At 42.7% G+C, this 24,719-nt stretch carries 29 protein-coding genes; 14 read left to right on the forward strand and 15 right to left on the reverse strand.

What is annotated here, in order from left to right:
- Positions 1-72 precede the first annotated feature (72 nt).
- The gene (gene yfhS / locus BFI01S_RS15190; protein WP_019383506.1) at positions 73-297 is read left to right on the forward strand and encodes a mother cell protein YfhS; all 225 of its coding nucleotides are present in this window, start codon (positions 73-75) and stop codon (positions 295-297) included.
- A 40-nt stretch (positions 298-337) separates the two neighbouring features.
- Here the strand turns inward: yfhS and mutY are convergent, their stop codons facing one another.
- The gene (gene mutY, locus BFI01S_RS15195; protein ID WP_061793368.1) at positions 338-1,432 is read right to left on the reverse strand and encodes an A/G-specific adenine glycosylase; all 1,095 of its coding nucleotides are present in this window, start codon (positions 1,430-1,432) and stop codon (positions 338-340) included.
- Positions 1,433-1,659: 227 nt separating this feature from the next.
- Between mutY and BFI01S_RS15200 the strand changes: the two genes are divergently transcribed.
- On the forward strand, positions 1,660-2,640 hold the full coding sequence (locus BFI01S_RS15200; RefSeq protein ID WP_061793369.1) for a metal-dependent hydrolase: 981 nt from the start codon (positions 1,660-1,662) through the stop codon (positions 2,638-2,640).
- 33 nt (positions 2,641-2,673) lie between these two features.
- Here the strand turns inward: BFI01S_RS15200 and BFI01S_RS15205 are convergent, their stop codons facing one another.
- The gene (locus BFI01S_RS15205; protein ID WP_061793370.1) at positions 2,674-2,943 is read right to left on the reverse strand and encodes a YfhJ family protein; all 270 of its coding nucleotides are present in this window, start codon (positions 2,941-2,943) and stop codon (positions 2,674-2,676) included.
- A 127-nt stretch (positions 2,944-3,070) separates the two neighbouring features.
- Between BFI01S_RS15205 and BFI01S_RS15210 the strand changes: the two genes are divergently transcribed.
- Entirely contained in the window at positions 3,071-3,241 is a 171-nt protein-coding gene (locus BFI01S_RS15210; RefSeq protein WP_048011772.1) for a small, acid-soluble spore protein K, read from the forward strand.
- Between the two features lie 19 nt (positions 3,242-3,260).
- The gene (locus BFI01S_RS22595) at positions 3,261-3,419 is read left to right on the forward strand and encodes a YpzG family protein (protein WP_009335831.1); all 159 of its coding nucleotides are present in this window, start codon (positions 3,261-3,263) and stop codon (positions 3,417-3,419) included.
- Between the two features lie 59 nt (positions 3,420-3,478).
- Here the strand turns inward: BFI01S_RS22595 and BFI01S_RS15215 are convergent, their stop codons facing one another.
- Positions 3,479-3,808, reverse strand: coding sequence for a YfhH family protein (locus tag BFI01S_RS15215; RefSeq protein WP_061793371.1), 330 nt, complete (start codon positions 3,806-3,808; stop codon positions 3,479-3,481).
- Between the two features lie 177 nt (positions 3,809-3,985).
- Here BFI01S_RS15215 and BFI01S_RS15220 point away from each other — a divergent pair, with 177 nt between their 5' ends.
- Positions 3,986-4,657 carry an SDR family NAD(P)-dependent oxidoreductase gene (locus BFI01S_RS15220; protein ID WP_061793372.1) on the forward strand — a complete coding sequence of 224 codons (672 nt, stop codon included), beginning with the start codon at positions 3,986-3,988 and terminating at the stop codon, positions 4,655-4,657.
- An 18-nt stretch (positions 4,658-4,675) separates the two neighbouring features.
- Here BFI01S_RS15220 and recX read toward each other — a convergent pair whose 3' ends face one another.
- Positions 4,676-5,479: a recombination regulator RecX gene (gene recX, locus BFI01S_RS15225; RefSeq protein WP_061793373.1), complete on the reverse strand. Its 804-nt coding sequence runs from the start codon at positions 5,477-5,479 to the stop codon at positions 4,676-4,678.
- 104 nt (positions 5,480-5,583) lie between these two features.
- Between recX and BFI01S_RS15230 the strand changes: the two genes are divergently transcribed.
- The 3 genes from BFI01S_RS15230 (at position 5,584) to BFI01S_RS15235 (ending at position 6,971) form a co-directional block, all read left to right on the forward strand.
- Entirely contained in the window at positions 5,584-6,489 is a 906-nt protein-coding gene (locus BFI01S_RS15230; protein WP_061793374.1) for a TIGR01777 family oxidoreductase, read from the forward strand.
- A gap of 74 nt (positions 6,490-6,563) precedes the next feature.
- Positions 6,564-6,689, forward strand: coding sequence for a YfhE family protein (locus tag BFI01S_RS22600; protein WP_081757217.1), 126 nt, complete (start codon positions 6,564-6,566; stop codon positions 6,687-6,689).
- Between the two features lie 93 nt (positions 6,690-6,782).
- On the forward strand, positions 6,783-6,971 hold the full coding sequence (locus BFI01S_RS15235; protein WP_061793375.1) for a YfhD family protein: 189 nt from the start codon (positions 6,783-6,785) through the stop codon (positions 6,969-6,971).
- A gap of 55 nt (positions 6,972-7,026) precedes the next feature.
- On the opposite strand, the gene BFI01S_RS15240 is transcribed toward BFI01S_RS15235, so the two are convergent.
- On the reverse strand, positions 7,027-7,530 hold the full coding sequence (locus BFI01S_RS15240) for a DoxX family protein (protein WP_048011779.1): 504 nt from the start codon (positions 7,528-7,530) through the stop codon (positions 7,027-7,029).
- A gap of 326 nt (positions 7,531-7,856) precedes the next feature.
- Here BFI01S_RS15240 and BFI01S_RS15245 point away from each other — a divergent pair, with 326 nt between their 5' ends.
- Both BFI01S_RS15245 and BFI01S_RS15250 read left to right on the forward strand, forming a co-directional pair.
- Complete coding sequence (locus tag BFI01S_RS15245) at positions 7,857-8,918, forward strand: M20 family metallopeptidase (RefSeq protein WP_061793376.1); 1,062 nt, start codon at positions 7,857-7,859, stop codon at positions 8,916-8,918.
- Positions 8,919-8,990: 72 nt separating this feature from the next.
- On the forward strand, positions 8,991-9,656 hold the full coding sequence (locus BFI01S_RS15250) for a vWA domain-containing protein (RefSeq protein ID WP_061793377.1): 666 nt from the start codon (positions 8,991-8,993) through the stop codon (positions 9,654-9,656).
- Between the two features lie 55 nt (positions 9,657-9,711).
- On the opposite strand, the gene BFI01S_RS15255 is transcribed toward BFI01S_RS15250, so the two are convergent.
- The 8 genes from BFI01S_RS15255 to BFI01S_RS15290 form a co-directional block, all read right to left on the reverse strand.
- Positions 9,712-11,541, reverse strand: coding sequence for an ABC transporter ATP-binding protein (locus tag BFI01S_RS15255; protein ID WP_061793378.1), 1,830 nt, complete (start codon positions 11,539-11,541; stop codon positions 9,712-9,714).
- On the reverse strand, positions 11,534-13,270 hold the full coding sequence (locus tag BFI01S_RS15260; RefSeq protein ID WP_061793379.1) for an ABC transporter ATP-binding protein: 1,737 nt from the start codon (positions 13,268-13,270) through the stop codon (positions 11,534-11,536). Before BFI01S_RS15260 ends, BFI01S_RS15255 begins: the two co-directional genes overlap by 8 nt.
- A 160-nt stretch (positions 13,271-13,430) precedes the next feature.
- Positions 13,431-14,411 (reverse strand): glycerophosphodiester phosphodiesterase family protein, encoded by a 981-nt coding sequence (locus BFI01S_RS15265; RefSeq protein WP_061793380.1) that lies wholly within the window; start codon positions 14,409-14,411, stop codon positions 13,431-13,433.
- A 105-nt stretch (positions 14,412-14,516) separates the two neighbouring features.
- Complete coding sequence (locus BFI01S_RS15270) at positions 14,517-15,227, reverse strand: ABC transporter ATP-binding protein (protein WP_061793381.1); 711 nt, start codon at positions 15,225-15,227, stop codon at positions 14,517-14,519.
- The gene (locus BFI01S_RS15275; protein ID WP_061793382.1) at positions 15,220-15,993 is read right to left on the reverse strand and encodes an ABC transporter ATP-binding protein; all 774 of its coding nucleotides are present in this window, start codon (positions 15,991-15,993) and stop codon (positions 15,220-15,222) included. The genes BFI01S_RS15270 and BFI01S_RS15275 overlap by 8 nt, the downstream gene beginning before the upstream one ends.
- Positions 15,965-16,942, reverse strand: coding sequence for a branched-chain amino acid ABC transporter permease (locus BFI01S_RS15280; protein WP_061793383.1), 978 nt, complete (start codon positions 16,940-16,942; stop codon positions 15,965-15,967). The genes BFI01S_RS15275 and BFI01S_RS15280 overlap by 29 nt, the downstream gene beginning before the upstream one ends.
- A gap of 12 nt (positions 16,943-16,954) precedes the next feature.
- The gene (locus BFI01S_RS15285) at positions 16,955-17,830 is read right to left on the reverse strand and encodes a branched-chain amino acid ABC transporter permease (RefSeq protein WP_048011758.1); all 876 of its coding nucleotides are present in this window, start codon (positions 17,828-17,830) and stop codon (positions 16,955-16,957) included.
- A gap of 80 nt (positions 17,831-17,910) precedes the next feature.
- Positions 17,911-19,065, reverse strand: coding sequence for an ABC transporter substrate-binding protein (locus BFI01S_RS15290; protein ID WP_061793384.1), 1,155 nt, complete (start codon positions 19,063-19,065; stop codon positions 17,911-17,913).
- 299 nt (positions 19,066-19,364) lie between these two features.
- On the opposite strand from BFI01S_RS15290, the gene BFI01S_RS15295 reads away from it, so the two are divergent.
- The 3 genes from BFI01S_RS15295 to BFI01S_RS15305 all read left to right on the forward strand — a co-directional run bounded on the left by BFI01S_RS15295 (position 19,365) and on the right by BFI01S_RS15305 (position 23,243).
- Positions 19,365-20,282 carry a proline dehydrogenase family protein gene (locus BFI01S_RS15295; protein WP_061793385.1) on the forward strand — a complete coding sequence of 306 codons (918 nt, stop codon included), beginning with the start codon at positions 19,365-19,367 and terminating at the stop codon, positions 20,280-20,282.
- 146 nt (positions 20,283-20,428) lie between these two features.
- The gene (putP, locus tag BFI01S_RS15300; RefSeq protein WP_061793386.1) at positions 20,429-21,919 is read left to right on the forward strand and encodes a sodium/proline symporter PutP; all 1,491 of its coding nucleotides are present in this window, start codon (positions 20,429-20,431) and stop codon (positions 21,917-21,919) included.
- A 94-nt stretch (positions 21,920-22,013) separates the two neighbouring features.
- Positions 22,014-23,243, forward strand: a complete 1,230-nt coding sequence (locus BFI01S_RS15305) for a PucR family transcriptional regulator (protein WP_061793387.1) — start codon at positions 22,014-22,016, stop codon at positions 23,241-23,243.
- 166 nt (positions 23,244-23,409) lie between these two features.
- Here the strand turns inward: BFI01S_RS15305 and BFI01S_RS22605 are convergent, their stop codons facing one another.
- Both BFI01S_RS22605 and BFI01S_RS15315 read right to left on the reverse strand, forming a co-directional pair.
- Positions 23,410-23,604, reverse strand: coding sequence for a hypothetical protein (locus BFI01S_RS22605; protein ID WP_169799776.1), 195 nt, complete (start codon positions 23,602-23,604; stop codon positions 23,410-23,412).
- 86 nt (positions 23,605-23,690) lie between these two features.
- A complete protein-coding gene (locus BFI01S_RS15315; RefSeq protein WP_035326541.1) occupies positions 23,691-23,876 on the reverse strand; it encodes a hypothetical protein in 186 nt (61 codons plus the stop codon).
- Between the two features lie 205 nt (positions 23,877-24,081).
- Here BFI01S_RS15315 and BFI01S_RS15320 point away from each other — a divergent pair, with 205 nt between their 5' ends.
- Positions 24,082-24,711, forward strand: a complete 630-nt coding sequence (locus BFI01S_RS15320; protein WP_061793389.1) for an NAD(P)H-binding protein — start codon at positions 24,082-24,084, stop codon at positions 24,709-24,711.
- Positions 24,712-24,719: the final 8 nt, after the last annotated feature.

Raw genomic sequence — 24,719 nt, forward strand, 5'->3', positions numbered from 1 at the left:
TTTTTCCATGTATATATGGCAATTCGAATTAAAACACTATCTGTAATCCAATTGAGGAAAGGAAGATGGCATATGTTTGTGGGTCGTGATATGACTGAGCTTTCCATGATGTCGAAATCGGACTGGAAGGACAGCGAGCTTGCTTTTTACCATCATTCATTTCAGCAGATCATGCCTTATTTAAATGCTGAGGGCCAGACGATTCATAGGGAGATTATTGAAGAAATAGAAAACCGCGGCGGCCTGAAAAGGCAGGAAGCCGATTATACTCATGGAACCAGGGTTAGCTACGATTAACCTTATTGAAAAAGGGGGCACGCCCCCCCTTTTGCTATTCTTAGCTTTTCAAATATTGCTTCCAGATTTTCTGATGGGAAACCGGAAAAGGAAATTCCTTCATTTCTTCAAGAGTGACTAATTTCAAATCATTTTTTTCCTCTTTAAGTTCTAATAATTTTCCTTTATAAACATTTATGTTCCATGTTAAATGGGAAAAAACGTGTTCGATCTGACCCGTCATTTCCTGTATATCCACATGGGCGCCATATTGTGTGCTGAACGCATCCTTCATCTGCTCTTTGTCGCTTACATAGGCAATATTGATCTCTGCCATCGGAAATTCCCAGAGATTAGCAAGCAGGCCTTTTCCAGGTCTTTTGTGTATGAGAACCCGGTCCTGTTCATCTATAAGGACCGCTGCTGCTAATTGCACATTTCTTTGCTTTTTGATTTTCGTTTTTACGGGCAGCTCCTGCTGAGTCCCTTCATAAAACGCAGTACAATGTTCCCTCACCGGGCATAATAAGCAGGAAGGCGAAGTTGGTGTACATATTAATGCGCCAAGCTCCATTAGCGCCTGGTTGAAGTGGGACGGATTTTCATGTGAAATTAATGTTCGGACGGAAGACTCAAAGATTTTCCTGGAAGAAGGCTTGGCGATATCTTCCCAGATGGATAGGATTCGCGAAAGGACACGCATTACATTGCCGTCCACAGCCGGTTCGGGTATTCCGTACGCAATACTGAGAATGGCCCCTGCAGTATAGGGTCCTACTCCTTTTAAGGAGGAGATCTCTTTTGGCGTATCCGGAACTTTTCCGCCATATTTTTCATGAACCTCCCGGACGGCAGCCTGAAGATTTCTTGCCCGTGAATAATAGCCCAGACCCTCCCAGGCTTTTAATACCTTTTCTTCGTCTGCTTCAGAAAGATCCTTGATGGTCGGAAACTGTTCAATAAAACGGTGAAAATAAGGGATTACCGTATCCACCCGCGTCTGCTGAAGCATAATCTCAGAAACCCAGACTTTGTACGGATCCTGATCCTTTCTCCAGGGCAAATCCCTTTGCTCGGCTTCGAACCACCTGAGCAAATCATCTTGAAAACCTTTTATATCCGTTGATTCAATTGTATTTTGATTAACTTCTTTCAATTTTTTAATCCTCCTGATGTTAAACAATCGGAAAATATGGGAATATATTAGTACAGTCGCTTCTTATTAATAAATTGAACATTTTGCTTCAACTTTTGCGACACCTTTAAAAGTACCCATATTCAGCTGTTAATACAAGAATTTTGCTGATACACTTTAAATAAGAGCAATCGCAGAAATTATTAGCCCACGTAAGATTTGTTACTAGGGAAGGAGGTATTTTCCTCTTGGATACCGGCACACATGTAGTAATGGGGCTGGCGCTTGGCGGCATAGCCACTCTTGATCCCGTTGTTGCAGAGAGTTCTGCTACAGCAACGAGTGTCATGATTGGAGCCATCGTCGGTTCACAAATACCCGATATAGATACTGTCTTAAAACTAAGAAATAATGCCGTTTATATTCGCAATCACAGGGGAATTACCCACTCCATACCGGCAGTACTGCTTTGGCCACTTGCCATCCTTGCAGTGGTTTATCCTTTTTTTCCTTCAGCGAATTTGCTTCACTTATGGCTATGGACTTTTTTGGCTGTTTTCCTGCATGTTTTTGTAGACATATTTAATGCATATGGAACACAGGCACTCAGGCCCTTTTCCTCTAAATGGGTAGCACTGGGGATTATTAACACATTTGACCCATTCATTTTTGGGATCCATGTCGCAGGATTATTCATTTGGGCATTTGGGGCTCATCCCGGTTATACATTTTTAATCATTTATGGCATTATTTTCATTTATTATCTTCTGCGGTTTGCAGCGCAGAGAAGTGTATTAAATGCCGTAAAAGTTATGATCCCGGATGCAACTGAAATCATCATCGCCCCAACGATGAGGTTTAATCAATGGCGTGTGGCGGTTATGAGCAGGCAGCAATTTTTCGTCGGGCGTGCTGTTAAAAACCATGTGCGGATTCTCGATCAATTTAATCGCGTTCCGGTTCCCGAGACACCTGTTATAGAAGCCGCGAAGAAAGATAAAAATCTATCTGCATTCTTGTCCTTCTCACCAGTTTACCGCTGGGAAGTGGATGAATACGATGATTATTATGAAGTTCGCTTCATCGACCTTCGCTACCGGAGCAATGGACATTACCCATTTGTAGCCGTGGTCCAGCTCGATCGGGAGCTTAACATTCAATCATCCTATACAGGCTGGATTTTCAGCGAGGAAAAGCTTCGAAAAAAACTGGATATTCTTCCCGGCTAATAAAAACAGGCTGCTACTAATGGCAGCCTGTTTTTAATGTAGCTTATGTTTATCCTGCTCAAGCAAATGCTTGTATTTAGGATTATTGGCAACAAATTCATGGAGCCTGCTGCCATAGTTATCTATCCATTGTCTTACAATTCTTTCTGTCATTTCAGCACCTTTATATTCTCTGCCAGCTTTGGCATATGTTGCTTCGAAATCTTCCCAGAGCAGCTCAATCCATGTCCGGGCCTGACTTGCTGAAAGCATGTTATTCTTTTCCAATAAAAGCTCATAAAGCTTTTGCTGGTATTCATTCATAAAAATCACCTCTTTTCCATTTATTAATTCCCTTAATCCTTCATAGCCTTCCGTAAAATACAGATAATAGTATTACGTGATTCGCTATATGCCGGTCACGTTCTTATTCCGGTTTAGGAGGCTTGTTATGCGCAATAAAGCGAGAAATTTCCCAAATCAGAACAATATAAAACTGGAGGGGGAGCCGCGGGCAAAAGCAGAGTATGCTTCACGCCGGGCTGATGGCACCATTAACACACACCCTCAGGAACGAATGAAAGCTTCAACAGACCGTGAAAGTGACACACCTGAATTTTAAAATACAGGGAGGCTTGGTTATGGGAAACAGCAAAAACTTTTTTGGTGATAATCCTTATTCCAGTCCATTTACTTCACCGCACTTTAGGCCAAAACGTGCACATTCACAAGTAAATGGCGAGACCCAGCAAACTCAAGACCTCATTATTTTAAAAAGGCAGATTCGCAAAAACTCTTAAAGTGAAATTTCAATCAGGGGGGCTTTTCCCCCTCTGATTGTTTTTTACTCCACGTCAGGTCATCCTTTTTTCTCTAATTTTTTCAGCATGGAAATGGGCAGAGCCTCTTCGCCTTTACTTCCGTTCAGCCGGAATCCCCAGGCAAATACTCCATTCATATAGTCAATCTTAAAGTAAACACCCGGATCCCCGTCAATTTCATAAATTTCACCAGGTAAAAAGTCATCTGGATTGAGCAGGTAGGATTTCGCCATTATGACTTTGCGTTCAAGCACGGCAAACTCATTTACCATACCCATCTGTTCCGCTTTCCTTGCTTTTTCATTTAAACTGGCAATTTCCTGCTGAAGCTCATACGTAGTCATTGTACTGTATCTTTTTTCCTGCATATTAATATCCTCTTACTTTCTTCAGATAGTTACATTTACTGTTAAGGCTTCCATAGCTAAGTATATGAGAAAATGCCCGTTTAGAAAAGGCTCCTGTTTTTTGTTTTAATGCATTTCGCATGTGCTGGACTTTTTTGCTAAGATGGTGATTATAAGACGTTTCAAAGGAGGATTCAGATGAAGTCAGTCATCATTACCGGCGCGGGGTCAGGCTTGGGAAAAGAGCTTGCTTTATTGTTTGCGGGACAGGGATTTCATATTATTTTAACTGGCAGGACATTGGAAAAGCTGCAGAGCGTGGAACAGGAAATTCATGAAGCCGGCGGAAGCGCTCAATCCTATACTGTAGATATCACACAAACCAAAGACATCAGCAAATTGATGACGCAACTCCAAAACCATGAACTTTATGGCCTGATAAACAATGCCGGGGTTGGACATTTCGGGCCTGTTAACAGCCTTTCAGCTCATGACATTCAGGAAATGTTCGAAACTAACACGCTGGGCACTATTTATATGACACAGGCCGTTCTCCCCCTTTTAAAGGAAAAAAACGAAGGCCTGCTGATGAATATCATCTCGACTGCGGGCTTAAAAGGGAAAGTAAATGAATCCGTGTATGTGGCAAGCAAATTCGCTGTAAGAGGGTTTACGGAGAGCCTTCAGAAGGAACTGGAGAATACAAATATTAAAGTTAAAGCGGTTTATATGGGCGGCATGGATACCCCTTTCTGGGATGAAAACGACCATATCAAGGACAAATCGATGCTTCGTTCTCCTAAAGCAGTGGCAGCCATGATTCTGGATCATATAGAAGAAGACTCAATTGTCATCGAGTCAAAAAAATAACACATGGGCTTCCATGTGTTATTTTTCTTCACTTAAAAATTGCTCTATCAAATCAAAAGAAAAACCTTTTCTGAACAAGGCTTGCTTCATTTTTTGCATATATTCGAACTCAGGAAGGTTTGCATATTTCTTCTTCGCTTTTTCCGCCTGGAACCTAAGGGCAGCCAGTTCTTCATCCTCTTCTTTATCAATCTCCGTTTCAGTTACAGCTTCTTGAATGATGTCGAAATTAAAGCCTTTACGCATTAACATCTGTTCCAGCTTTTGCTTAAGGATTTTGGATGAATCACGGGCATATTTCTTTGAATATTTTTCACACAGCCTTATAGCGGCAGCTAACTCAGCATCCCTTGGATATTCCTCCAATGCCATTTCGATTAATTGAGGGGAAATCCCTTTTTCCTTTAGTTCTGTACGGATCAGGCCTTTACCTTTATCTGATGTGTTCATTTGTGTACGTACAAAAGCTGCTGCAAATTCTTCATCATTTAAAAAATGGTAATCATACAATTTGTGGATAACTTCCTGAATAACCGGTTCTTCCACTTCTTTTTCAGCTAAATGTTTGCGGACTTCGGTTTCTGAGCGCATTCTTCTGGATAAATAATGAATAGCCCTGTTATAGGCTTTCCGGATATCATCCTGATAGCCAATTTCATTTAAGGAGAATTCATCAAGCTCCATTCCCTTTTTTAGCTGATGCTTAATTAAAACATCTTCATCCACACTAAATGCATATTCTTCACCTTTCCCATAATCCATATATATATTGTAGCGGTCTGTATTTTTTTTCTGAACTGTGATTTTCGTAATAGTCGGCATTTTCTCCACCTCTTATCTTAAATGTAACACATCCAAAAAAGGATTTTGAAAGAAAACGTCGTAAAATGTACCAAAGTATATGACACTTGAAAGGGGAATTTCCCATGAGAATTGCCATCGCCGGCGGAACTGGTTTTGTTGGAAGCGCCTTGGTTAAAAAATTACTGGATAAAAAACATGAACTGTTTATTCTTACAAGGAATTCAGCTGATAAGCATGCTTCTAAAAATTTGCAATATGTACAATGGCTGAACGATGATGACTCACCTGAGGATGCACTGGAAAGCATTGACGTGTTTATCAACCTGGCTGGTGAGTCCATTAACAGCGGAAGATGGACAGATGAACGCAAAAAGCGTATATTAAACAGCCGCATTACTGCCACAAGGGAAGTTCTCCGCATCATTAGCCGCCTTGAAGAAAAGCCGTATACATTAATCAATGCCAGTGCGGTCGGTTACTATGGCACATCCCGGAATGAAACCTTTACAGAAGCCAACAGCAAAAGCGGCACTGATTTTTTAGCTGAAACAGTAAGATGCTGGGAAGAAGAGGCCTCCAAAGCAGAAGAATTTGAAGTCCGGACCGTTTTCTGCAGATTTGGAATCATTCTCGAAAAGAGCGATGGAGCTCTTCCGCGAATGGCCCTTCCCTACAAGCTATTTGCCGGAGGGTCTGTTGGAACAGGGGATCAATGGGTTTCCTGGATTCATTTAGATGATGTTGTAAACGGAATCCTTTATTGCATTGAATACGAGCAGCTGCAGGGGCCCGTTAACTTTACATCACCAAATCCCCTGACAATGAAAGAATTTGGAAAAATACTCGGTGAAGTCCTTAATCGCCCCCACTGGCTGCCCGCTCCCGGTTTTGCTTTAAAAATAGCTCTCGGGGAGATGAGTACATTGGTACTGGAAGGGCAAAAGGTGCTTCCTGAAAAACTGCAGGCATTAGGCTATGACTTTTTATATCCGGATTTACGTTCAGCTCTAAGGAATATTTATCAATGAAATTTGTATCATTTATGTCAAATAAGGGAAAAATAAGGTAAGTGTGTACCCTTATTCTGAAAGGATGATGCAAAGTGGATAAAAAGAAAAAAGACAAATCCAAAAGCACGTTATCAAGCATGCAGGAAGTAACTTATTCAAGAGAATTCAAACGGGCTGACAAGGCCGGCGGATTTGCAGGCAGACAGTCCAAACATTAATTTCCACTCATACCGCCCTGATCGATGGTACATGATAAAGGTACGGAAACACCTGAGTTTCCGTACCTTTATTGCTGAAAGGGGTTATTTGCAATGGGCCGTGCACATGGACATAAAACTCGTGATAAAAACAAAGCATCACTTCCACAAGTACCGAAAAACATGAAATCTGACGGCATTGACGTAGAATTTAACCGCGAACTCGCCGATCAAGATGATCTCGAGGCAATGGCACGTTCCAAGGCTGCCGATCAGCGGGCAAAAAGCCGAAAGAAGCGCTAGCTCAAAGGTAAATAAAGAAGCAGGAACCATCGGGTTCCTGCTTCTTCTTTTGTGCTTAATGGGTGTGTGCTTCTCTTTTGCCTATGCCGTGACCGCCTTTCATCATTGTCTTTATATATGGATAAGCGAATCTGTCAATTCCCCAGTAGTAAGCACCTGCGCCTGTAAATAGAAGGATGATTGCTGCTGTATACAGTATTGGGTTAGTGCTTGTTGTTCCTGCTAACAAGAAGTTTAGATTCATGAAAGCTGCTGCAATTAAAGCCGGAATGGTCGCAGCTCCAAGTATAAGGCCAACCCCGACAAGAACTTCACCCCATGCCACTAGAGTGCTGAATAAGTCTGCGTTTGGCAGTGCTACATTTTCCAGGAATCCGGCATACCAGCCCTGCACTGCCGGATGATCGCCAGCTGCTTTGGCAATGGCCCCCTGCATAAATCCGCCTGCATCAAATCCGTCTGCTACCTTATGCCATCCTGCTTCAAGCCACTGAATACCCAGCCAAACCCTTAATACGGTCCAAACAGCTGCTGCCTGAGGAGTTTTCCACCATTTCATCATCATAATCATCTCCATGTTATTATTGTGAATAATTTCACATAATATCTTAAAAATTTTTCCCTCTTGGGGATTTAAAAAGCCGGCCAGCTCTTAGGAGGAAGGAATGCTTTAGTGAAGTTGTTTTTTGAATTAATTTGTGAAACACTTCACTAACTTTCCTCACTTATAATATACTCCATCCCTCCCCTTTTCGCAATACACTTCACCAATTCTTCACAATTATTGGGCCATCATAAAACAGGCTGTTTTCAACCTCCCAAAGCGGGAATAGTAAGAGAGGACTGTGTAAATTTATTGCTGTTTTAAAGGAGGACCATTGACATATGCTTGAAAACTTACTGAAAGATCTCATTTCCATTGACAGCTCTTCAAAGGAGGGAGCAAACCAGGCCATTGAATATTGCCATCAATGGCTGTCAGGACATGACCTCCCTTCCAGAATCATCGAAAATAATGGCTATAAAATGGCTGTCTGCGAGATTGGAAGCGGAGATCAGACCATTATTTTTAACGGACATGTGGATGTTGTATCAGGAAAGGATGAACAGTTCATTCCTGTAGAAGTCCGCGATAAGATTTATGGTCGGGGAGCTGCGGATATGAAAGCCGGGGTTGCTGCCATGATGTGCGCAGTAAAAGAGCTCAAAAATATGCCTATTGGCGTAAAAATACAGCTTCAAATTGTTTCAGATGAAGAAGTCGGCGGTTTTAATTGTTCCGGGTATCTGGCAGAACAGGGATATCGTGGCGATTTTGTCATTTGCTCAGAACCGACTCAGCTTGGTATTGCCCTCGAAGCAAAAGGGGTTATCAGGCTGGACATAGAGATAGAAGGTGATCCAGCCCACGGAAGCCGCCCATGGGAAGGTATCAATGCTATTGAAAAGGCTTTTGAAGTACATCAAAAATTATTAGAACTTCCTTTTGCAAAGGAATCATCGGATTTTTTCCCATATCCTTCAATTAATCTGGCAAAAATAGCCGGTGGAGATGTGTATAATAAGGTGCCTGAAAAATGTGTAATGTCTTATGATATCCGCTATTTGCCCCAGCAGAATCATGAAGAGATCATCAAACAAATCGAAAATATCACAGATGGGGAAATTATCATGAATATGTTCTCAAAGCCTCTTGTGACAGAAAGAGATAATCCTTTCATCCAGATGCTTGAACCGATCGTGGAAAAGCACACCGAAGATAAAGCTGTTTTCTTTGGACAGCATGGTTCTGCGGATACTGTGTTCTTTGCCAATTACGGAATACCGGCTATTGAATTTGGCCCAACCGGCATGAACTGGCACGGTGATCAGGAATACGTCCTTCCGCATTCCATTCATTTATATCAAAAAATGCTGATCGGCTTTGCTATGAAATTTTCTAATTAAGATGCTTTTTTAATGTGAATAGACTCCCAATATGGTAAATTTTTGACTATATGATAAAAGGGGGATTCACCGATGAGCTCTATTAGTTTATTAAAAAAATCAGCCGGCATTGTGCTGGAGAAAAAGAACCTGACAAATGTTACTGCGAGAGTAGGTTTGGTGCTGGACATTTCAGGCTCCATGCGAAAGTTATATAAAAATGGGAACGTTCAGCGGGTTGTGGAAAGAATCTTAGCTGTTGCCAGCCAATTTGATGATGATGGCGCATTGGATGTTTGGGTTTATGATAATGAATTTTCCAGGCTGAAGCCGGTAACCGAACATGATTTTGAAGGGTATGTCGATCAGTATATACTAAATAATGATCTGATCCACAAATTCGGAAGAAATGATGAGCCTCCGGTAATGGAGGATGTCATTCAGAAATATACCTCTGAAGATCCGAGCAAAGATCCTGCATTCATTGTTTTCATTAATGATGGCGGCTGCAAAAGAACAATCAAAAAACCGGTTGTTTCATCTTCCGATAAACCATTGTTCTGGCAGTTTGTCGGGATAGGTGATTCGAACTTTGAGGTATTGGAAAAGCTGGATGAAATGGATGGCCGCTATATTGATAACGCAAATTTTTTCCACATTAAAGATATTGAGGCCATCTCGGATAACGAACTATATGACCTCCTTCTAAATGAATTCCCGGACTGGCTAAAAGAAGCAAAAGAAAAAAATATTATTTGATGGATAAGCGAAAAGGCGGATTTGATTTAAAATCAAGTCCGCCTTTAAATATTCATCACGCATTTGCCCTTGCTGCTGCTTTACCATGCAGCCGGTAATAAAAGCCCTCCTGTTTAAGCAGAGATTCATGTGTTCCTTTTTCAATAATCCTGCCCTCTTCCAGTACAAAAATCTCATCGGCCTTTTGAATTGTGTTCAAGCGATGGGCAATGACTAAGCTGGTCCTTCCCTTCATCAGCTCCTGGAGAGCATCCTGAATTTTAAGCTCTGTCACTGTATCAATGCTGCTTGTGGCTTCATCCAGAATTAATATGTCCGGGTTTGCCAGAAATGCCCGTGCAATGGAAAGAAGCTGCTTTTGCCCCTGGCTAATGCCATTTCCATTCTGGCTCAGCATTGTATCATACTGCTGAGGAAGTTTCATGATAAATGAATGCGCATTGGCTAGCTTAGCTGCCTCCATCACTTCTTCATCTGAAGCCTCCAGCCTGCCGTAGCGGATATTTTCACGAACAGTGCCGCGGAATAGGAAGGAATCCTGCAGCACAAAGCCCATATGTTTTCTGAGGTTTTCTTTTTTCACACATGCGATATCCTGACCGTCAATTAAAATACGGCCTGAGTCCCGTTCATAAAAGCGGGAGAGCAAATTGATCATGGTGGTCTTTCCTGCACCTGTCGGGCCAACGAAAGCAGCGGTCTGGCCTGCTTTGACATGGAGGCTTACGTTTCTTACCGTATTTCCGTCTTCATCATATGAAAAAGAAACATCCTGGAATTCGATCTCGCCTTTCACTTCGGCAAGCTCCTTCAGCTCTTCTTCATTTCGGAATTCTTCCTCCTCATCCATAATGTCAAATACCCGCTCTGCTCCTGCAATCGCAGAGAGCAGGGTATTAAATTGGTTTGCCAGGTCATTAAGCGGACGTGTAAATTGGCGGGAATACTCCGTGAACACGACAATCACACCGATTGAAATCATCCCGTTCAGGGCAAATATCCCCCCTACTCCGGCGATGATGGCAAAGCTCAAGTTGTTCAGGACATTCATTAATTTCGGAATAAACCCGGAATAGGTTTGGGCCCAAAACCCTGCCAGCTTAAGTTTTTCCCCTTTTTCCCGGAACTCGGCCATCACCTTTTGTTCCTGTGAAAAGGTCTTAATGATCCTCTGTCCTGATATGGTCTCTTCAATATAGCCGTTCAGCTCTCCAAGATTCTTCTGCTGCTCCTTAAAAAGCCTTCCTGTCCGTGCTGTAATCCACTTCATGCCCAAATACATAAGCGGCACAATGATCAGGGTAATAAGGGTCAGCAAAGGACTTAGCCAAAGCATAACGGAGACAGTTCCAATCAGGGTCAGCAGACTGGAAAAAACCTGGATCACTGAACTGTTCAGAGTCGAGCTGACATTTTCAATATCATTTGTTACCCTGCTCATCAGTTCTCCCTGCTGCCGCTTGTCAAAGAACGGAATCGGCAGCTTGTGCAAATGGCTAAAAAGCTTTGTTCTCATTGTAAAAACCGTTTCCTGTGCTATGCCGATCATCCAATAATTCTGAAACCAGAGGGCAAGTGAGTTCATCATATAAATGACTCCCAGCCAGATCAGCAAGGCTATAAATCCATCGCTGTTCTTTGTGACAATATAATCGTCAATAGCCATCCCGACTAAATATGGGCCGAGCAGCCCCATTGCCGAGCTGATGACCACCATTAATAAAACGAGATATAGCAAACCCTTATTAAAGGCTAAATAGGACCAGATTCTTTTGAGTGCAGCCCCCATGTTTTCAGACTTAGGCTTTTTTCCTATAGGAAATTCTCCATTCGGCTCAAGTGGAATCTTTTTGTATTGGAAAGGTTTTATCAGGTGCTTAAGCATAGTCTCTGTTCTCCTCTCCAGATTGGGATTGAAAAATCCGTTTATACAATCCGGATGTTTTAAGAAGATTCTCATGGTCTCCTTCAGCAAGAAGCATTCCATCCTCAAGCAATAAGATTCTGTCGGCTTCCATTGCTGTACTGATTTTCTGCGTAATAATCATGGTTGTGCAGGTATATTTTTTCAGTGAACTCAGAAGCTTGGCTTCTGTTTTCATATCCAGTGCACTTGTGCTGTCATCAAGAAGCAGGATTTTAGGCTTTCTTACAAGCGCCCTGGCAATGGAAAGACGCTGCTTTTGCCCGCCTGATAAGTTAACACCCTTTTGCCCCACTCTTGTTTCATAGCCCTGCGGAAGCTTCATGATGGTTTCATGTATCTGCGCATTGACAGCTGCTTCAGTGATTTCATCCATCGCTGCATGTTCTTTGCCCCATGAAATATTCTCTCTCACACTGCCTGTAAAGAGCAGGGCTTCCTGAGGCACGAAACCGATTTTCATGCGGAGGTTCTCCATTTTCAGCTCCCTGACATCGTGCCCATCAATTTCCACCTTCCCTCCGGTTACATCATAAAGCCTGGGGATCAGCTGGAACAGAGAGGTTTTTCCGGAGCCTGTTGCACCCAATATCGCCACTGTTTCCCCGGGATGGACGGTAAAGCTGATGCCATCGAGGACCTTCTCTGAAGTTCCGGGATATTTGAAAGAAACATCTTTAAAGCGGATTTCTCCCTGGCTCACAGTTAAGTCCTTTAGATCATGGGATTCGGAACGGTCAGTCAAATCGACTTCAGTGTCCAGTACCTCTGTTACACGGTTTGCTGATGCTCTTGCCCTTGAAAATGCCATGATAATCCAGGAAAAAATGGAGAAGGCAGCGGTTATTCTGGTTGCATAGTTTACAATCGCAACTACCTCGCCTACCTTTACATCCCCTGAATTCACCTGTATGCTGCCAAACCAAAGGACTCCAAGAATACTGAGGTTCATAAAGAAAAGCAGAACAGGCATGGTCACTTCCATCAGACGCAATGCTTTGACAGTACTATCTTTAAGATCCTCATTTGTATGTGTAAAGCGTTTCACTTCGTGATTTCTGCGGACAAACGCTTTAATCAGCCGGATTCTCGTCAGGTTCTCCTGCATAACGCTGTTCACAGAGTCAAGCTTTTCCTGTACTGCCTTAAAAAGTGTGCCGCCTTTTCCCATTACCCAAAACAGAAATAGAAAAAGAAAAGGGGCCACAGCTGATAAGATAAGAGCAAGCTTCACATCCACCACAAATGCCATGATCAGACAGCCGATGATTAAAAGAGGCGCCCTCATCATGATTCGAAGGCTCATAAAAACAGTATTCTGAAGCTGCGTAATATCATTCGTCATACGGGTAATTAATGAAGAGGTTGGAAATAGATTAAAGTTGGCAAAGGAGAAGGATTGAACCTTGTCATATAAGCGTTTCCTTACATCAAAACCAAAGCTCTGGCTGACATGTGCAGCATAAAAGGAATTAATGACTCCAGCTGCAAAAGCCGCAAAAGAAGCCGCCAGCATGATGACTCCCCACTTAACGACCTCCTGAAGATCATTCTGCAAAATGCCTTCATCTATGATCTTAGCCATTAATAATGGCTGAATAAGCTCAACAGCAAGCTCCGTCAGCATTAATGACAGAGCTATAGCCACCGCTATCCGGTAAGGCTTAAGAAATGCTAACATTTTCCCCATTTATAGTCCCCCAAGCTGTAATTGCAGTTAATATATGTATAATCATTCTCATAAAATCCTTCGTTAAACTAAATAATCCTATCATTATCATAATCTTTTTTACAAAATTTTTAAATAATTCCATTAAAAAAATTTAAAACGCCTGGATAAAACCAGGCGTCTATTCTTTTTTATATATGGGGGCAATCAGCTCAATCCTGTTTGTCCAAATGCCTCCTGAATAACCATCAGGCAGCCGTTCCAGGTCTTCAGGTCTGTCAAAGCCTTCCGACCAGCTTCCGTCCCCTGCAACCACAATGACTCTTGTGCCTGCATCATCCATTCGGTTCAGGAACTTATTTGGCCATCCCCATAATAATTTTGTATACGATTCAGGAATATGAACCTGTGTATTTTTACAGGCATTTGGCATATAGCCTGTCCACCCTGCTCCTATATAAGGGAGAAGGCACTCTTTCAATGTTGCCTTTGACATAACACGCATTCCGGGCATTTCTTCCTTCAGGGCGGCGATTGGCCTGTCCCCTCCATATACAGCTATTTTCTCCAATCTTTCTGCTGGAAGCATAGAAAGGTATTCAGCAAGCATGACTCCTTCCTCAGGGTCATTGCTTTTTATATGAATTAAGAGATCTCCTTCCGGAAATTCTTTCATGACTTCATCCAGGCTTGGCATCATTCCGATTCCTTTACCGCGGAACGGATAGGTTTTTCCTTGATCCGCTGTATAGCCGTACCCGATATCCAGCTTTTTTAATTCTTCCATCGTATAATCTCTTGTATTGCCCTTTGCATTTGTCCGGCATTCCAGCCCCCAGTCATGGAACACAGCAAATTGTCCATCCTTTGTAAGCTGAATATCCAGTTCAACTATATCTGCCCCTTCTTCAAAAGCTGCATCCATGGATGGAATCGTATTCTCAAGAAAGGAGTGTTCAGGTTCGTAGATTCGTTCAGCGGTACACGTCTCACCTGTGATCCCTTCCATATGAAAGGTCTGTGCCATTCCTCTATGTGCAAGAAGCAGCGGCTCAGCATCTCTTTCTTTTGTAAGCAGGGAGGTATTGTTTAAAAACATAAATACGCCGAGAACTAATAAAACTATAATTAGCCGTTTTAAGATCTTCATAAACTTTTTCATGTGTCCTCCGAAATATTGTACAAATAATTCTTTTCTCACTGATTTTACCACAATGCACCAGGCAGAAATATAAAAGGCCAAATCATAAGATTCGGCCTTTCAGTGTTAACTTGATTTCCGTCCCAGGTATGCTTCCATGATGCGCGGATCATTCAGAAGCTTCTGTGAGCTTCCTTCAGCTACCATTTTGCCTGTTTCCAGGACATACCCATAATCGGATATTTTAAGTGCCTGCCTTGCATTCTGCTCTACAAGTAAAACTGTCGTGCCCGCTTCATTTATTTCTTTAATAATTTTAAAGATATCAGCCACGATCAGCGGAGCCAGCCCCATTGATGGTTCATCAAGAAGAAGCAGTTTTGGTTTGCTGAGGATTGCCCTCGCAATGGCCAGCATCTGCTGCTGTCCGCCGGATAATGTTCCGCCAAGCTGCTTCTGCCTTTCTTCAAGAATAGGGAAGCGCTCCATTACCTTCTTAATATCCTGGTCTACTTCATTATCCTTCCGGTGGTATGCCCCCATTTCAAGGTTTTCAAGCACCGTCATTCCGGAAAGGATCTGGCGGCCTTCCGGAACAAGGGCAATCCCTTTGCGCAGCAGCTGGTCCGGCCTGAGTTCCGTTACATTTCCCCCCTGAAATTGAATGCTGCCGGATTGGGGCTTAAGCATTCCGGAAATGGTTTTCATGGTCGTTGTCTTCCCTGCTCCATTTGCGCCCAGGATCGTAACGATGCTGCCTTCTTCCACTTCAAGGCTGATGTCTTTCAGAACCTGGATTTTCCCGTAAAAAGCGTTAATCCCATTTACCTTAAGCATACATATCCTCCTCCTCGCTGCCGAGATACGCTTCGATGACATCAGGATTATTCTGGATTTCAGCTGGTGTGCCTTCAGCAATCTTCTTGCCGAAATTAAGGACGGCAATACGGTCGCATAATTTCATGACAAGCGGCATATCATGCTCAATCAACAGGACCGTGATGCCCTGTTCCTGAATTTTTTTGATAAGCTGAAATAATTCGCTTGTTTCTGTTTCATTCATCCCGGCTGCCGGTTCATCGAGCAGCAGCAATTTAGGAGAGCTGGCCAAAGCACGGGCAATCTCCAGCCTTCTTTGCTGGCCGTATGCGAGGCTGTCTGATACAGTTTCCGCGAACCCGCCCAGCCCTACAAACTCTAATAGTTCATTCGCTTTGCTGCGGATTCTCTCTTCTTCCTGCCGCTGTGATTTTGTCCTGAATACACTGCTGAATACCCCTGATTTGCTTCGGCAGTGCTCCCCAACCATCACATTTTCTTCTGCTGTCATCTGCGGAAACAGACGAATATTCTGGAATGTCCTGCAAATGCCTTTTTTCGTGATCAGATGCGGCTTTAAGCCATTGATATTGTCTTCATTAAAGATAATCTCGCCTGAGGAAGGAGTAAACATCGATGTAATCAGATTGAACATTGTTGTCTTACCGGCGCCATTCGGACCAATCAGCCCAAAGATTTCACCCTGATTTATAGAGAACGAGACATCAGACAGGGCACTTAGCCCGCCAAAGTTTTTAGATGCTTTTTTGACTTGAAGTACCATGCTTCTGCCTCCTCTTTGGTGTTTTAAGCTTGACCCAGTTTAAAATATTTACATCAATTAATCCCTGAGGCCTGACTGCCATCATAATTATAATGATCAGACCGTAAATCATGTAGCGGTATTCGCTGATAAATCGGAGCACTTCCGGCATTACAGTTAAAAAGAGCGCCCCAAACACCGGTCCCCAGATTACTTCGCTTCCCCCGAAAACGGCGAAAATCAGAATCTCTACAGCACGGTGATAGGCAAAATCGGCAGGGCTTATGTACGCAAGAACATGTGCAAATAGTGCACCCGCAAATCCCGCTACCAGTGCACCCTGTGCAAATGCCAGGACCTTATAATAGGTGATATTGATGCCCATTGATTCTGCAGCTTTTTCATCCAGCTTAATCGCTGCGAAAGCCCGTCCTACTCTTGAGCGGTTCTGCCTTCTGAAAAATGTGATGATGCTGATTGTCACCCCTAATAAAATGAGGAAGATAGCAAGAAATACAAACTGGTTATTTTGAAGCCCAAGTATTTTCGGATCAAAGCCAAAATCTTTTAAAGTATTCAGCAGCTCACGGCCCATATGCGGTATGCCTGATAAACCGACAGCTCCCTTTGTCATTGACTCCCAGTTTACAAAAATAACGCGGATAACCTCTCCAAACCCGAGGGTAACAATGGCAAGATAAACACCCTGAAGCCTTAATGTCGGTATCCCGATCAGGATTCCGAATACCCCCGCCAATAAAGTGCCTGCCAGTATTCCCACTATAATCGGAAGGTCAAAATTCAGCGTCAATAGTGCAGAGGTATAGGCACCGATCCCCATAAACCCTGCATTGGCGAGCGAGAGCTGTCCAGTTGATAGAGTAATATAAATGCTAACCCCTAATATAATGTTGATTAATATAAAAGAAGCTACCTGTAAATAATATGGATTTATTAATTCTGCAAGCATGAATTCACCTTCTTACGCTGAAATTTTTTGGCCAAACAATCCCTGCGGCCTGATGAGAAGTATGATGATAATGGCTGCAAAAGCGATTGCATCCTTGTATCCTGAATCGCCGTAAACAACGACAAAGGTTTCGGCCAGACCAAGGATAAGGCCCCCTGCCATCGCTCCTTTGACATTCCCCATGCCGCCAAGGATGATGATGGCAAGTCCTTTTAGCCCAATGGATAAACCCATCTGCGGCGTTACAGAGTTAAATGCCATCCCGACTAAAATCCCGGCAATCCCTCCCATTGCCGATGCGATAATTACCGTCATTGTAATTGTTCTTTTCACATCAACACCAAGGAGGCTTGCCGTTTCCAGATTTTCAGCAGTTGCTCTTAGTGCTTTTCCTGCCTTGGTTTTGCCCAGCCAAAAAGAAAGGGCATACATGAGAAGAACAGATATGACAAAGATGACAATCTGCACAAGATACACAGTTATCGAACCGATCTGGAAGCTGATTTCCGCAAAAGATGCACGGAAAGGATGGTTGCCGGGGCCAAAAATATGGTGGGACAGGTTTTCCAGCAGTATCGATACACCAATTGTGCTGATCAATGGCGCCAGATGGGATACCCCCTGTTTATTCCGAAGCGGCCTCAGGGCAAACCTTTCAAGCAAATATCCCATAGCAGCAGTTACAGCTATCGCTGCCAGAAAGGCCAGCCAAAGCGGCCCTTTAAATGTAGAAGTGACAACAACACCAATGAAGGCTCCAAACATAAAAATTTCTCCGTGTGCCATATTGATAATCCCAAGCACCCCGAAAACCAATGTAAACCCAAGTGCAACGATGGCATAAATGCTGCCAAGGGTAATTCCGTTTATTAATTGTTCGATTAACACGGCATTCACCTGCTTACTAGTAATTTTCTTAAAAGTAAGCTCTGGCACTGAAGGCGCCAGAGCTTCACTTTCGCAGCTTTTTAATTAAATTCCTTAAATGCTCCGTTCTCAATAACCAAAACGGTCGGATCCATTACGACATCTCCTTCTTCATCAAAAGAGAATTCTCCAAGAATTCCATTAAAGCCCTTGACCTCGGCCAGAGCATCACGAAGTGCATCACGGTCAGCTTCACCGGCATTCTTCAATGCCTCAGCCATTATGTACAGAGCATCGTATGCCTGTGCTGCAAACTGATCCGGCTTTTTGCCGTATTCCTTTTCATATTTACTTACAAATTCCTTGACCTTATCATCTTCTTTTTCACCATACCAGGGAGTTGCCACAATCAGGCCATTTGCTGCATCCCCTGCAATATTGATGACCTCAGGAGAATTGAAGCCGTTTCCTCCGACAAACGGAACATCAATGCCCATTTTCCTTGCCTGATCCATGATGACCGCACCTTCATTGTATAGAGCTGAAGCCAGAATAAGGTCCGGCTTTAAACCTTTAATTTTTGTGAGCTGAGCATTATAATCTGATTGGCCTTTTTGGAACGTTTCAATCGTTAAGATTTCAAGGCCCTTCTCTTCCGCTGCTTTTTTCATTGTGTCAAAGCCCGATTTTGTAAAAACATCATCATTTCCATATAGAATTGCTACTTTTTTAGCATCATATTTCTCAATGGCTTTATCTATTGAAGCCGGAATCGCCAGTGCTTCAGGCAGCGAGTTGCGGAAGACATAGTCCCCAATTTGCGGAATCCCTTCTGCCGTTGTTGAAGTTCCCATAATCGGCACTCCATTCAGATCGGCTTCCGGACCAACTACATTCATTTCTGTACTTAATGTAGGTCCGATAATGGCTGTCACATTCTCTGAATTCATAAGCTTTTGTGCTGCTGTCAATGCCTGATCCTGCTTGCCGGCTGAATCTTCTATAACAAGGTTAATCTCGACTTCACCCTTGCCATTGATTTCTTCCTGTGCGAGCTTTAAGCCATTTGTGATAGCTTCACCATAAGCTGCACCCGGTCCGCTGATATAGGAAATAACTCCAATATCCGCTTTAACGGCTCCTCCGCTGCTCTCCCCATCCTCATCCCCTGCAGCCTGGTTGCCGCCGCATGCAGAGAGGACAAGCAAACTTGACAATGCTGTAAATTGCGCAAATTTCTTTAACTGCTTTCTCATTTTCTCTAACCCCCGTTTTCAGAAATAAGTTAATATTCAAAACTATATTACTATTTAAATACAAATGCTTGTCAATGTAAACATTAATATGGAAACTTTTCTTACATATTAATTGACAACGGAAAATGGATGCTGCCTTGTATTGAAGCAAATGTTTCATTGTCTGGAAAATGCAGCCTTTCATTGTCCTCTGTCAACAATAGAGTTACAGAATCTTTGTTTTTTATGAACATTGTCGTAACTTGTCACAGAATTGTAAGATTAATCTAAAGATATAACCTATGGAGGTGCTTGTTAAAATGGAAGCGATTACAAGAGACTTTTTTCTATATTTATCAAAAAATAGCTTACTGAATAAAATTGCCCAGAACAGAGGCGGAAGTTTTGCCGCAGGCAAATTAATTGGCGGAGTTGATTTCAAAAGCAGCGTCCGCTTTATCAGAGATCTGAATAACCAAGGACTTTCTGTAACAGTGGACCATTTGGGAGAATTTGTTGATTCTGTTGAAGTGGCTAATGAACGGACAGAGGAATGTATTTCAACCATTGAAATGATCAGCAAAGAAGGACTTGATTCACAGGTTTCCCTAAAAATGACTTCCCTTGGTCTTGATATCGATCATGATCTTGTTGTGAAAAATATGACCAGAATTCTTGATACTGCGGAGAAGCATAAGATTATGGTGACAATTGATATGGAGGATGTACCGCGCTGCCAGGCAACGATCGATTTGTTTAAACAGTTTAAAGAGAAGTACAGTTGTGTAAGCACCGTTCTGCAGGCGTACCTGTACCGGACTGAAAAGGACCTGGAGGATCTGGGGAAATACCAGCCCTTCTTAAGACTGGTAAAAGGCGCTTATAAAGAAGCACCTGAGCATGCATTTCCTGAGAAGACAGATGTTGATGAAAACTATAAGAAATTAATAGAACAAAGTCTCTTAAACGGAAACTATACAGCAATAGCTTCCCATGATGATCAGATCATTGAGTACACAAAAGAATTAGCAAAGAAGCATAACATTTCAAACGATCGTTTCGAGTTTCAAATGCTTTATGGCATGAGGAATAAAACACAGCTGGAGCTGGCAAAGCAAGGCTATAAGATGCGGGTCTATGTACCCTACGGGATGGACTGGTATGGATATTTCATGAGAAGGCTCGCTGAACGCCCGGCTAATATTGCATTTGCTTTTAAGGGCATTTTCAAAAATTAATATTATTTTTCTTCCAAAATATTAATTTATAACTATAATAAAAGAAACCATTCTTGATTTCTAGGTAATGAGAAAGCAAACCACTGCTTTCTCATCGCTTATTTTATCTAAATATTTTGTTAAACCAACAAAAGGAGGCTTTTCAAATGGATTATGCATTAATTATATCTATTACCGTGTATATGATTGGAATGCTTTGGATTGGCTATTATGCGTATAAACGGACTTCCAATCTATCAGATTACATGCTCGGAGGACGAACACTGGGTCCTGCGGTAACTGCTTTAAGTGCGGGTGCTTCCGATATGAGCGGATGGCTGCTGATGGGCCTTCCTGGAGCCATGTATGCCACTGGCCTAAGCGCTTCCTGGATTGTCATCGGCTTGACTCTTGGAGCATGGGCAAACTGGATCTATGTGGCACCCAGGCTTCGCACGTATACTGAGGTAGCCAATGATTCTATTACGATTCCTGGCTATTTAGAAAACCGATTCGGAGATGCTTCCAAAATCCTACGCCTGATTTCAGGATTAGTTATCTTAATTTTCTTTACCTTTTATGTATCATCAGGCATGGTGTCCGGGGGAGTTTTATTCCAGAGCACTTTCGGGCTGGATTACCACACAGGTTTGTGGATCATTACTGCTGTTGTTGTAGCTTATACACTATTTGGAGGATTTCTTGCGGTTAGCTGGACAGACTTTGTTCAGGGTCTGATTATGTTTATTGCCCTTATTCTTGTACCATTAGTAACACTTTTCCATGTAGGAGGATTCGGGCCGGCAATTGATACTGCCAGAACAATCAATCCAGCTTTCCTTGATATCTTTAAAGGAACAAGTCTATTAGGCATCGTATCCCTTTTTGCATGGGGCCTTGGCTATTTTGGTCAGCCTCATATTATCGTCCGCTTTATGGCTATCAGTTCTGTTAAAGAAATCAAGAAAGCCACCCGCATTGGGATGGGATGGATGATTTTCTCGAGCATCGGAGCTATGCTGACTGGATTTGTGGGTATTGCTTATGTGGCTGATACAGGGATTAGCATCGAAGATCCCGAAACGATCTTCATCCTCCTTGGTGAGGTCTTATTCCACCCGATCATCACCGGCTTTTTAATCTCGGCAATTCTCGCAGCTATCATGAGTACCATTTCATCACAGCTGCTTGTAACATCAAGCTCATTAACGGAAGATTTATATAAGACATTCTTCCGCCGCTCAGCTACAGATAAGGAATTAGTTACAATAGGAAGATTATCTGTATTGCTGGTTTCTGTCATTGCATTGATTATTTCATGGGAGAAAAATGAAACGATTCTGGACCTTGTGGGTTATGCATGGGCTGGTTTCGGATCCGCTTTCGGACCGCTTATCATTCTCAGCTTATATTGGAAGCGCATGACAAGATGGGGAGCATTAGCAGGAATGATTGTTGGGGCAAGCACTGTCATCATTTGGTCTCAAGCCGGCTTATCAGACTTCCTCTATGAAATGATTCCAGGCTTTGCTGCCAGCTTAATCGCTATCATAGTGGTAAGCCTTCTAACTGCAAAGCCTTCTCCAGAAATTGAAAAACAATTTGCCGAATTTGAAAAAACATTAAAACAACCTAAATCTACCTGGACTGGGCCTTGAAAATGCCCGGTCCTTTTTCTTTCGACAAAATTCGGGTGGTGCCTGTCACTGTTTTTCACTATAATAAGAACATCAATATTTAGGAGGGAGCTTAATGAGCCAGCCGCTGGAGAAAATCCTTACTTTGACTGATATTGATGAGATCACAGAAATGGTCAGCACTTTTTTAAAGAAGCCTGTTGTCATCGAGGATGAGCAATTCTCGCTGCTGGCTTATAGCTCGTATTATATTGAACATTTTGATTTAGCGAACCAGCAGACTATTTTTTCGAAGAGATGGCCCATTCCCATTTTGGAGAAATTTATGGATGAAGGCATTGTTGATCAGTTAAAGACAATCCCTGAGCCTTTCAGAATTAAGAAAATGGAAGAAATCGGACTTAACCAGCGCGTAGTTGTAAGCGCTAAATATAAAGAGCAGATACTTGGATTTATTTGGGTTCAGGAATTGGACGGCTTCCTGTCAGAAAGCGAAATGAAATTTCTGCATGACGTTTCCTTCCATATTGGAAAGCTTTTATATCAGAAAAACCTGAAGAAGCTCCGCAAAGAAGAAGAAAAACATCAATTTTATCAAAAAATCATTGATTGCACGTATCAGACGGAAGATCAGATTAAGTGGGAGGCAGCCAATGTTAAAATCATCCTCCCGGAGGCCTTTATCATCAATGTATTTACGGTCGTTCAGGGAGATGAAGAGATGTTTGCGGAATTAAATGAAACTGTACGGCTGTTCGCAAATGCTCTCAGCCATCCCGCTCACATCTTTACGAATCAGCATGAGATCATCGTTATGATCGGCAGCAGCTCCCCTGCACCCGGCAGCCTTTCAGAAGACGCACACGAATTAACCAATACCGTTCTAAGCCAATTCAGGCAGCAGACTGTTTATGCGGGAATCGGAGGAGAATATTCCTCCATCCTCAAACTTCGCAAAAGCTATCGAGAGGCCCTGGAAGTCATCAAAGCCGCCAAATTCATCGGTTCGCCTGAAGAACTGCCTTATGAGTATAAAAAGCTCTGGGTGTTCCGTTACCTGGAGCCGATCGCCCAGCATAACAGCAAAACTAATTATGTAAATGAAGACCTTATGAAGCTGCAGAAAAAAGACCTGGAGAGCCAAACCAGCCTGCTTAAGACGCTTGAAGTGTATTTACTGAACAACTGCCGCCTTAAGCCGACAGCGGAGCAGCTTTTCATCCATACCAATACATTAAAATACCGAATGAAACAAATTACTGACCTGACCTCAATCGACTTTGACGACTTTAACACAAGATGCCAGCTGTACATTGATTTACAGCTGCTTAAGCGGAAGAAATAGGAATGCGGGGAGGCTGGCGGTGGAAGACATACACAAAAGGCGGTATATAGCGTTCATGGCAACCACTTTCACCTTCGCTCCCTGATTTTGGACTTCAGGAAGCGTTTATGGTGATCGTTTTCCGCTTCGCTTCCTATTTTTCAGCTTCATTCCGCCTCTTTTCCCGTCACTTGCTTCTAAACTTGCCTGGATTTTCAACTCTGATTGAAACAATCTCCCCGCAGCTTAAACAAAAGCGAAAGACCTTCAAAGATCCAGTTGAGAGTTTTTTATTCAGTGGCCTGACTGCCACATAGTCAGTGCCTTCTGCAAATTCTGTCCCTTTGCATCTCGGGCATTCTTTAACATGGTTCACCTTCATCAGCTCCCTTCAGCTTATATACGCATCAGAATTGTAAAAGTTCCCCAAAAAAGAAATGCCTGTCCCCCATCCAGGGAGCAGGCATTTTATTGTTCTTCTTTTTCCGGCTTGAATAAAAAATAGGAGATCACACCTGATAATAGTGCTGCACCGGCTGCTATCATCAAGCGGATCATCAGGTCTATCTGCTGATAATCCTTATTCAGCATCCACATTGCAGCCCCAGCTACAAGTATCATAATGGGAATGACGATAAGCTTTCTATTTTTCAAGATTTCTTACATCCTTTCGTGCTCGTGCTAATCATACCTATTATATAAGAATTATACAAAAATAGATATTAACACCCCCAGTGAAACATCTTTCAACTTTCATAATTATTAAACCTTATTTTTTTCCTCTCATTCCCTTTACAAAGGGTTTTGATGAGCTTTATAATCCCGTTGTTATCCTTTTATGTGTAAAGGAGGCGTTAGCATGAAGGTAATTGTAATCGGTGCCAATGGAGATGTCGGTGAGCTTGTAATCAGGAAGCTCGCTGACAGGAAGCATGAAGCTCTTGCCGTTGCGGCAAATGAAAACCAAATGGAAGATCTGATCAAGATGGGGGCAGTACAGGCAATTGTTTATGACGAGGAAAAGCTGATCCCCTATCTGCAGGCATCAGATGCAGTGATTTACTTGACAGGCGTCAATCCTAAAAAACATACCGGCAAAACCGTTATGGTCAATCACCAATCTATATCCGACATCATCCAATTGGCACAAAAATCAAATGTCAGGAGATTTGTGATGATGAGTGCAGTTAAAGCAGAGGAAAGCGAAACAGACCCTTCCCGCAAAATTGCGGCGAAGGATCTTCCGGAGGATATGCTCAAAGCTGCCGATCTAGTATACACAGTGGTTCGGATTGGCCAATTAACGGACAATCCCGGGAACGGAACCATTACCCTGTCGGAGAAAATCCATGACCGAAAAGCCGAGATACCGCGCGAGGAAGCTGCTGAAGTTCTGGTAGAGTCCCTTGACCAGGAAGCGGTCTTTCATTCAACCATTGAAGCAGCCTCTGGAGACACCCCTATCAGTGAAGCCCTAAGCCAGTTTTAATAGAAGGA

Origin of the sequence: Cytobacillus firmus NBRC 15306 (genome assembly GCF_001591465.1) — a bacterium.
GTDB classification, from domain to species: Bacteria; Bacillota; Bacilli; order Bacillales; family Cytobacillaceae; genus Cytobacillus; species Cytobacillus firmus.

What these genes read in the sequence shown, in the direction of transcription:
- yfhS (WP_019383506.1), top strand. Translation starts at nt 73, where the DNA reads ATGTTTGTGGGTCGTGATATGACTGAGCTTTCCATGATGTCGAAATCG.
- BFI01S_RS15205 (WP_061793370.1), bottom strand. Translation starts at nt 2,943, where the DNA reads ATGAATGAATACCAGCAAAAGCTTTATGAGCTTTTATTGGAAAAGAAT.
- BFI01S_RS15210 (WP_048011772.1), top strand. Translation starts at nt 3,071, where the DNA reads ATGCGCAATAAAGCGAGAAATTTCCCAAATCAGAACAATATAAAACTG.
- BFI01S_RS22595 (WP_009335831.1), top strand. Translation starts at nt 3,261, where the DNA reads ATGGGAAACAGCAAAAACTTTTTTGGTGATAATCCTTATTCCAGTCCA.
- BFI01S_RS15215 (WP_061793371.1), bottom strand. Translation starts at nt 3,808, where the DNA reads ATGCAGGAAAAAAGATACAGTACAATGACTACGTATGAGCTTCAGCAG.
- BFI01S_RS15220 (WP_061793372.1), top strand. Translation starts at nt 3,986, where the DNA reads ATGAAGTCAGTCATCATTACCGGCGCGGGGTCAGGCTTGGGAAAAGAG.
- recX (WP_061793373.1), bottom strand. Translation starts at nt 5,479, where the DNA reads ATGCCGACTATTACGAAAATCACAGTTCAGAAAAAAAATACAGACCGC.
- BFI01S_RS15230 (WP_061793374.1), top strand. Translation starts at nt 5,584, where the DNA reads ATGAGAATTGCCATCGCCGGCGGAACTGGTTTTGTTGGAAGCGCCTTG.
- BFI01S_RS15235 (WP_061793375.1), top strand. Translation starts at nt 6,783, where the DNA reads ATGGGCCGTGCACATGGACATAAAACTCGTGATAAAAACAAAGCATCA.
- BFI01S_RS15240 (WP_048011779.1), bottom strand. Translation starts at nt 7,530, where the DNA reads ATGAAATGGTGGAAAACTCCTCAGGCAGCAGCTGTTTGGACCGTATTA.
- BFI01S_RS15245 (WP_061793376.1), top strand. Translation starts at nt 7,857, where the DNA reads ATGCTTGAAAACTTACTGAAAGATCTCATTTCCATTGACAGCTCTTCA.
- BFI01S_RS15250 (WP_061793377.1), top strand. Translation starts at nt 8,991, where the DNA reads ATGAGCTCTATTAGTTTATTAAAAAAATCAGCCGGCATTGTGCTGGAG.
- BFI01S_RS15255 (WP_061793378.1), bottom strand. Translation starts at nt 11,541, where the DNA reads ATGCTTAAGCACCTGATAAAACCTTTCCAATACAAAAAGATTCCACTT.
- BFI01S_RS15260 (WP_061793379.1), bottom strand. Translation starts at nt 13,270, where the DNA reads ATGGGGAAAATGTTAGCATTTCTTAAGCCTTACCGGATAGCGGTGGCT.
- BFI01S_RS15265 (WP_061793380.1), bottom strand. Translation starts at nt 14,411, where the DNA reads ATGAAAAAGTTTATGAAGATCTTAAAACGGCTAATTATAGTTTTATTA.
- BFI01S_RS15270 (WP_061793381.1), bottom strand. Translation starts at nt 15,227, where the DNA reads ATGCTTAAGGTAAATGGGATTAACGCTTTTTACGGGAAAATCCAGGTT.
- BFI01S_RS15275 (WP_061793382.1), bottom strand. Translation starts at nt 15,993, where the DNA reads ATGGTACTTCAAGTCAAAAAAGCATCTAAAAACTTTGGCGGGCTAAGT.
- BFI01S_RS15280 (WP_061793383.1), bottom strand. Translation starts at nt 16,942, where the DNA reads ATGCTTGCAGAATTAATAAATCCATATTATTTACAGGTAGCTTCTTTT.
- BFI01S_RS15290 (WP_061793384.1), bottom strand. Translation starts at nt 19,065, where the DNA reads ATGAGAAAGCAGTTAAAGAAATTTGCGCAATTTACAGCATTGTCAAGT.
- BFI01S_RS15295 (WP_061793385.1), top strand. Translation starts at nt 19,365, where the DNA reads ATGGAAGCGATTACAAGAGACTTTTTTCTATATTTATCAAAAAATAGC.
- putP (WP_061793386.1), top strand. Translation starts at nt 20,429, where the DNA reads ATGGATTATGCATTAATTATATCTATTACCGTGTATATGATTGGAATG.
- BFI01S_RS15305 (WP_061793387.1), top strand. Translation starts at nt 22,014, where the DNA reads ATGAGCCAGCCGCTGGAGAAAATCCTTACTTTGACTGATATTGATGAG.
- BFI01S_RS22605 (WP_169799776.1), bottom strand. Translation starts at nt 23,604, where the DNA reads ATGAAGGTGAACCATGTTAAAGAATGCCCGAGATGCAAAGGGACAGAA.
- BFI01S_RS15320 (WP_061793389.1), top strand. Translation starts at nt 24,082, where the DNA reads ATGAAGGTAATTGTAATCGGTGCCAATGGAGATGTCGGTGAGCTTGTA.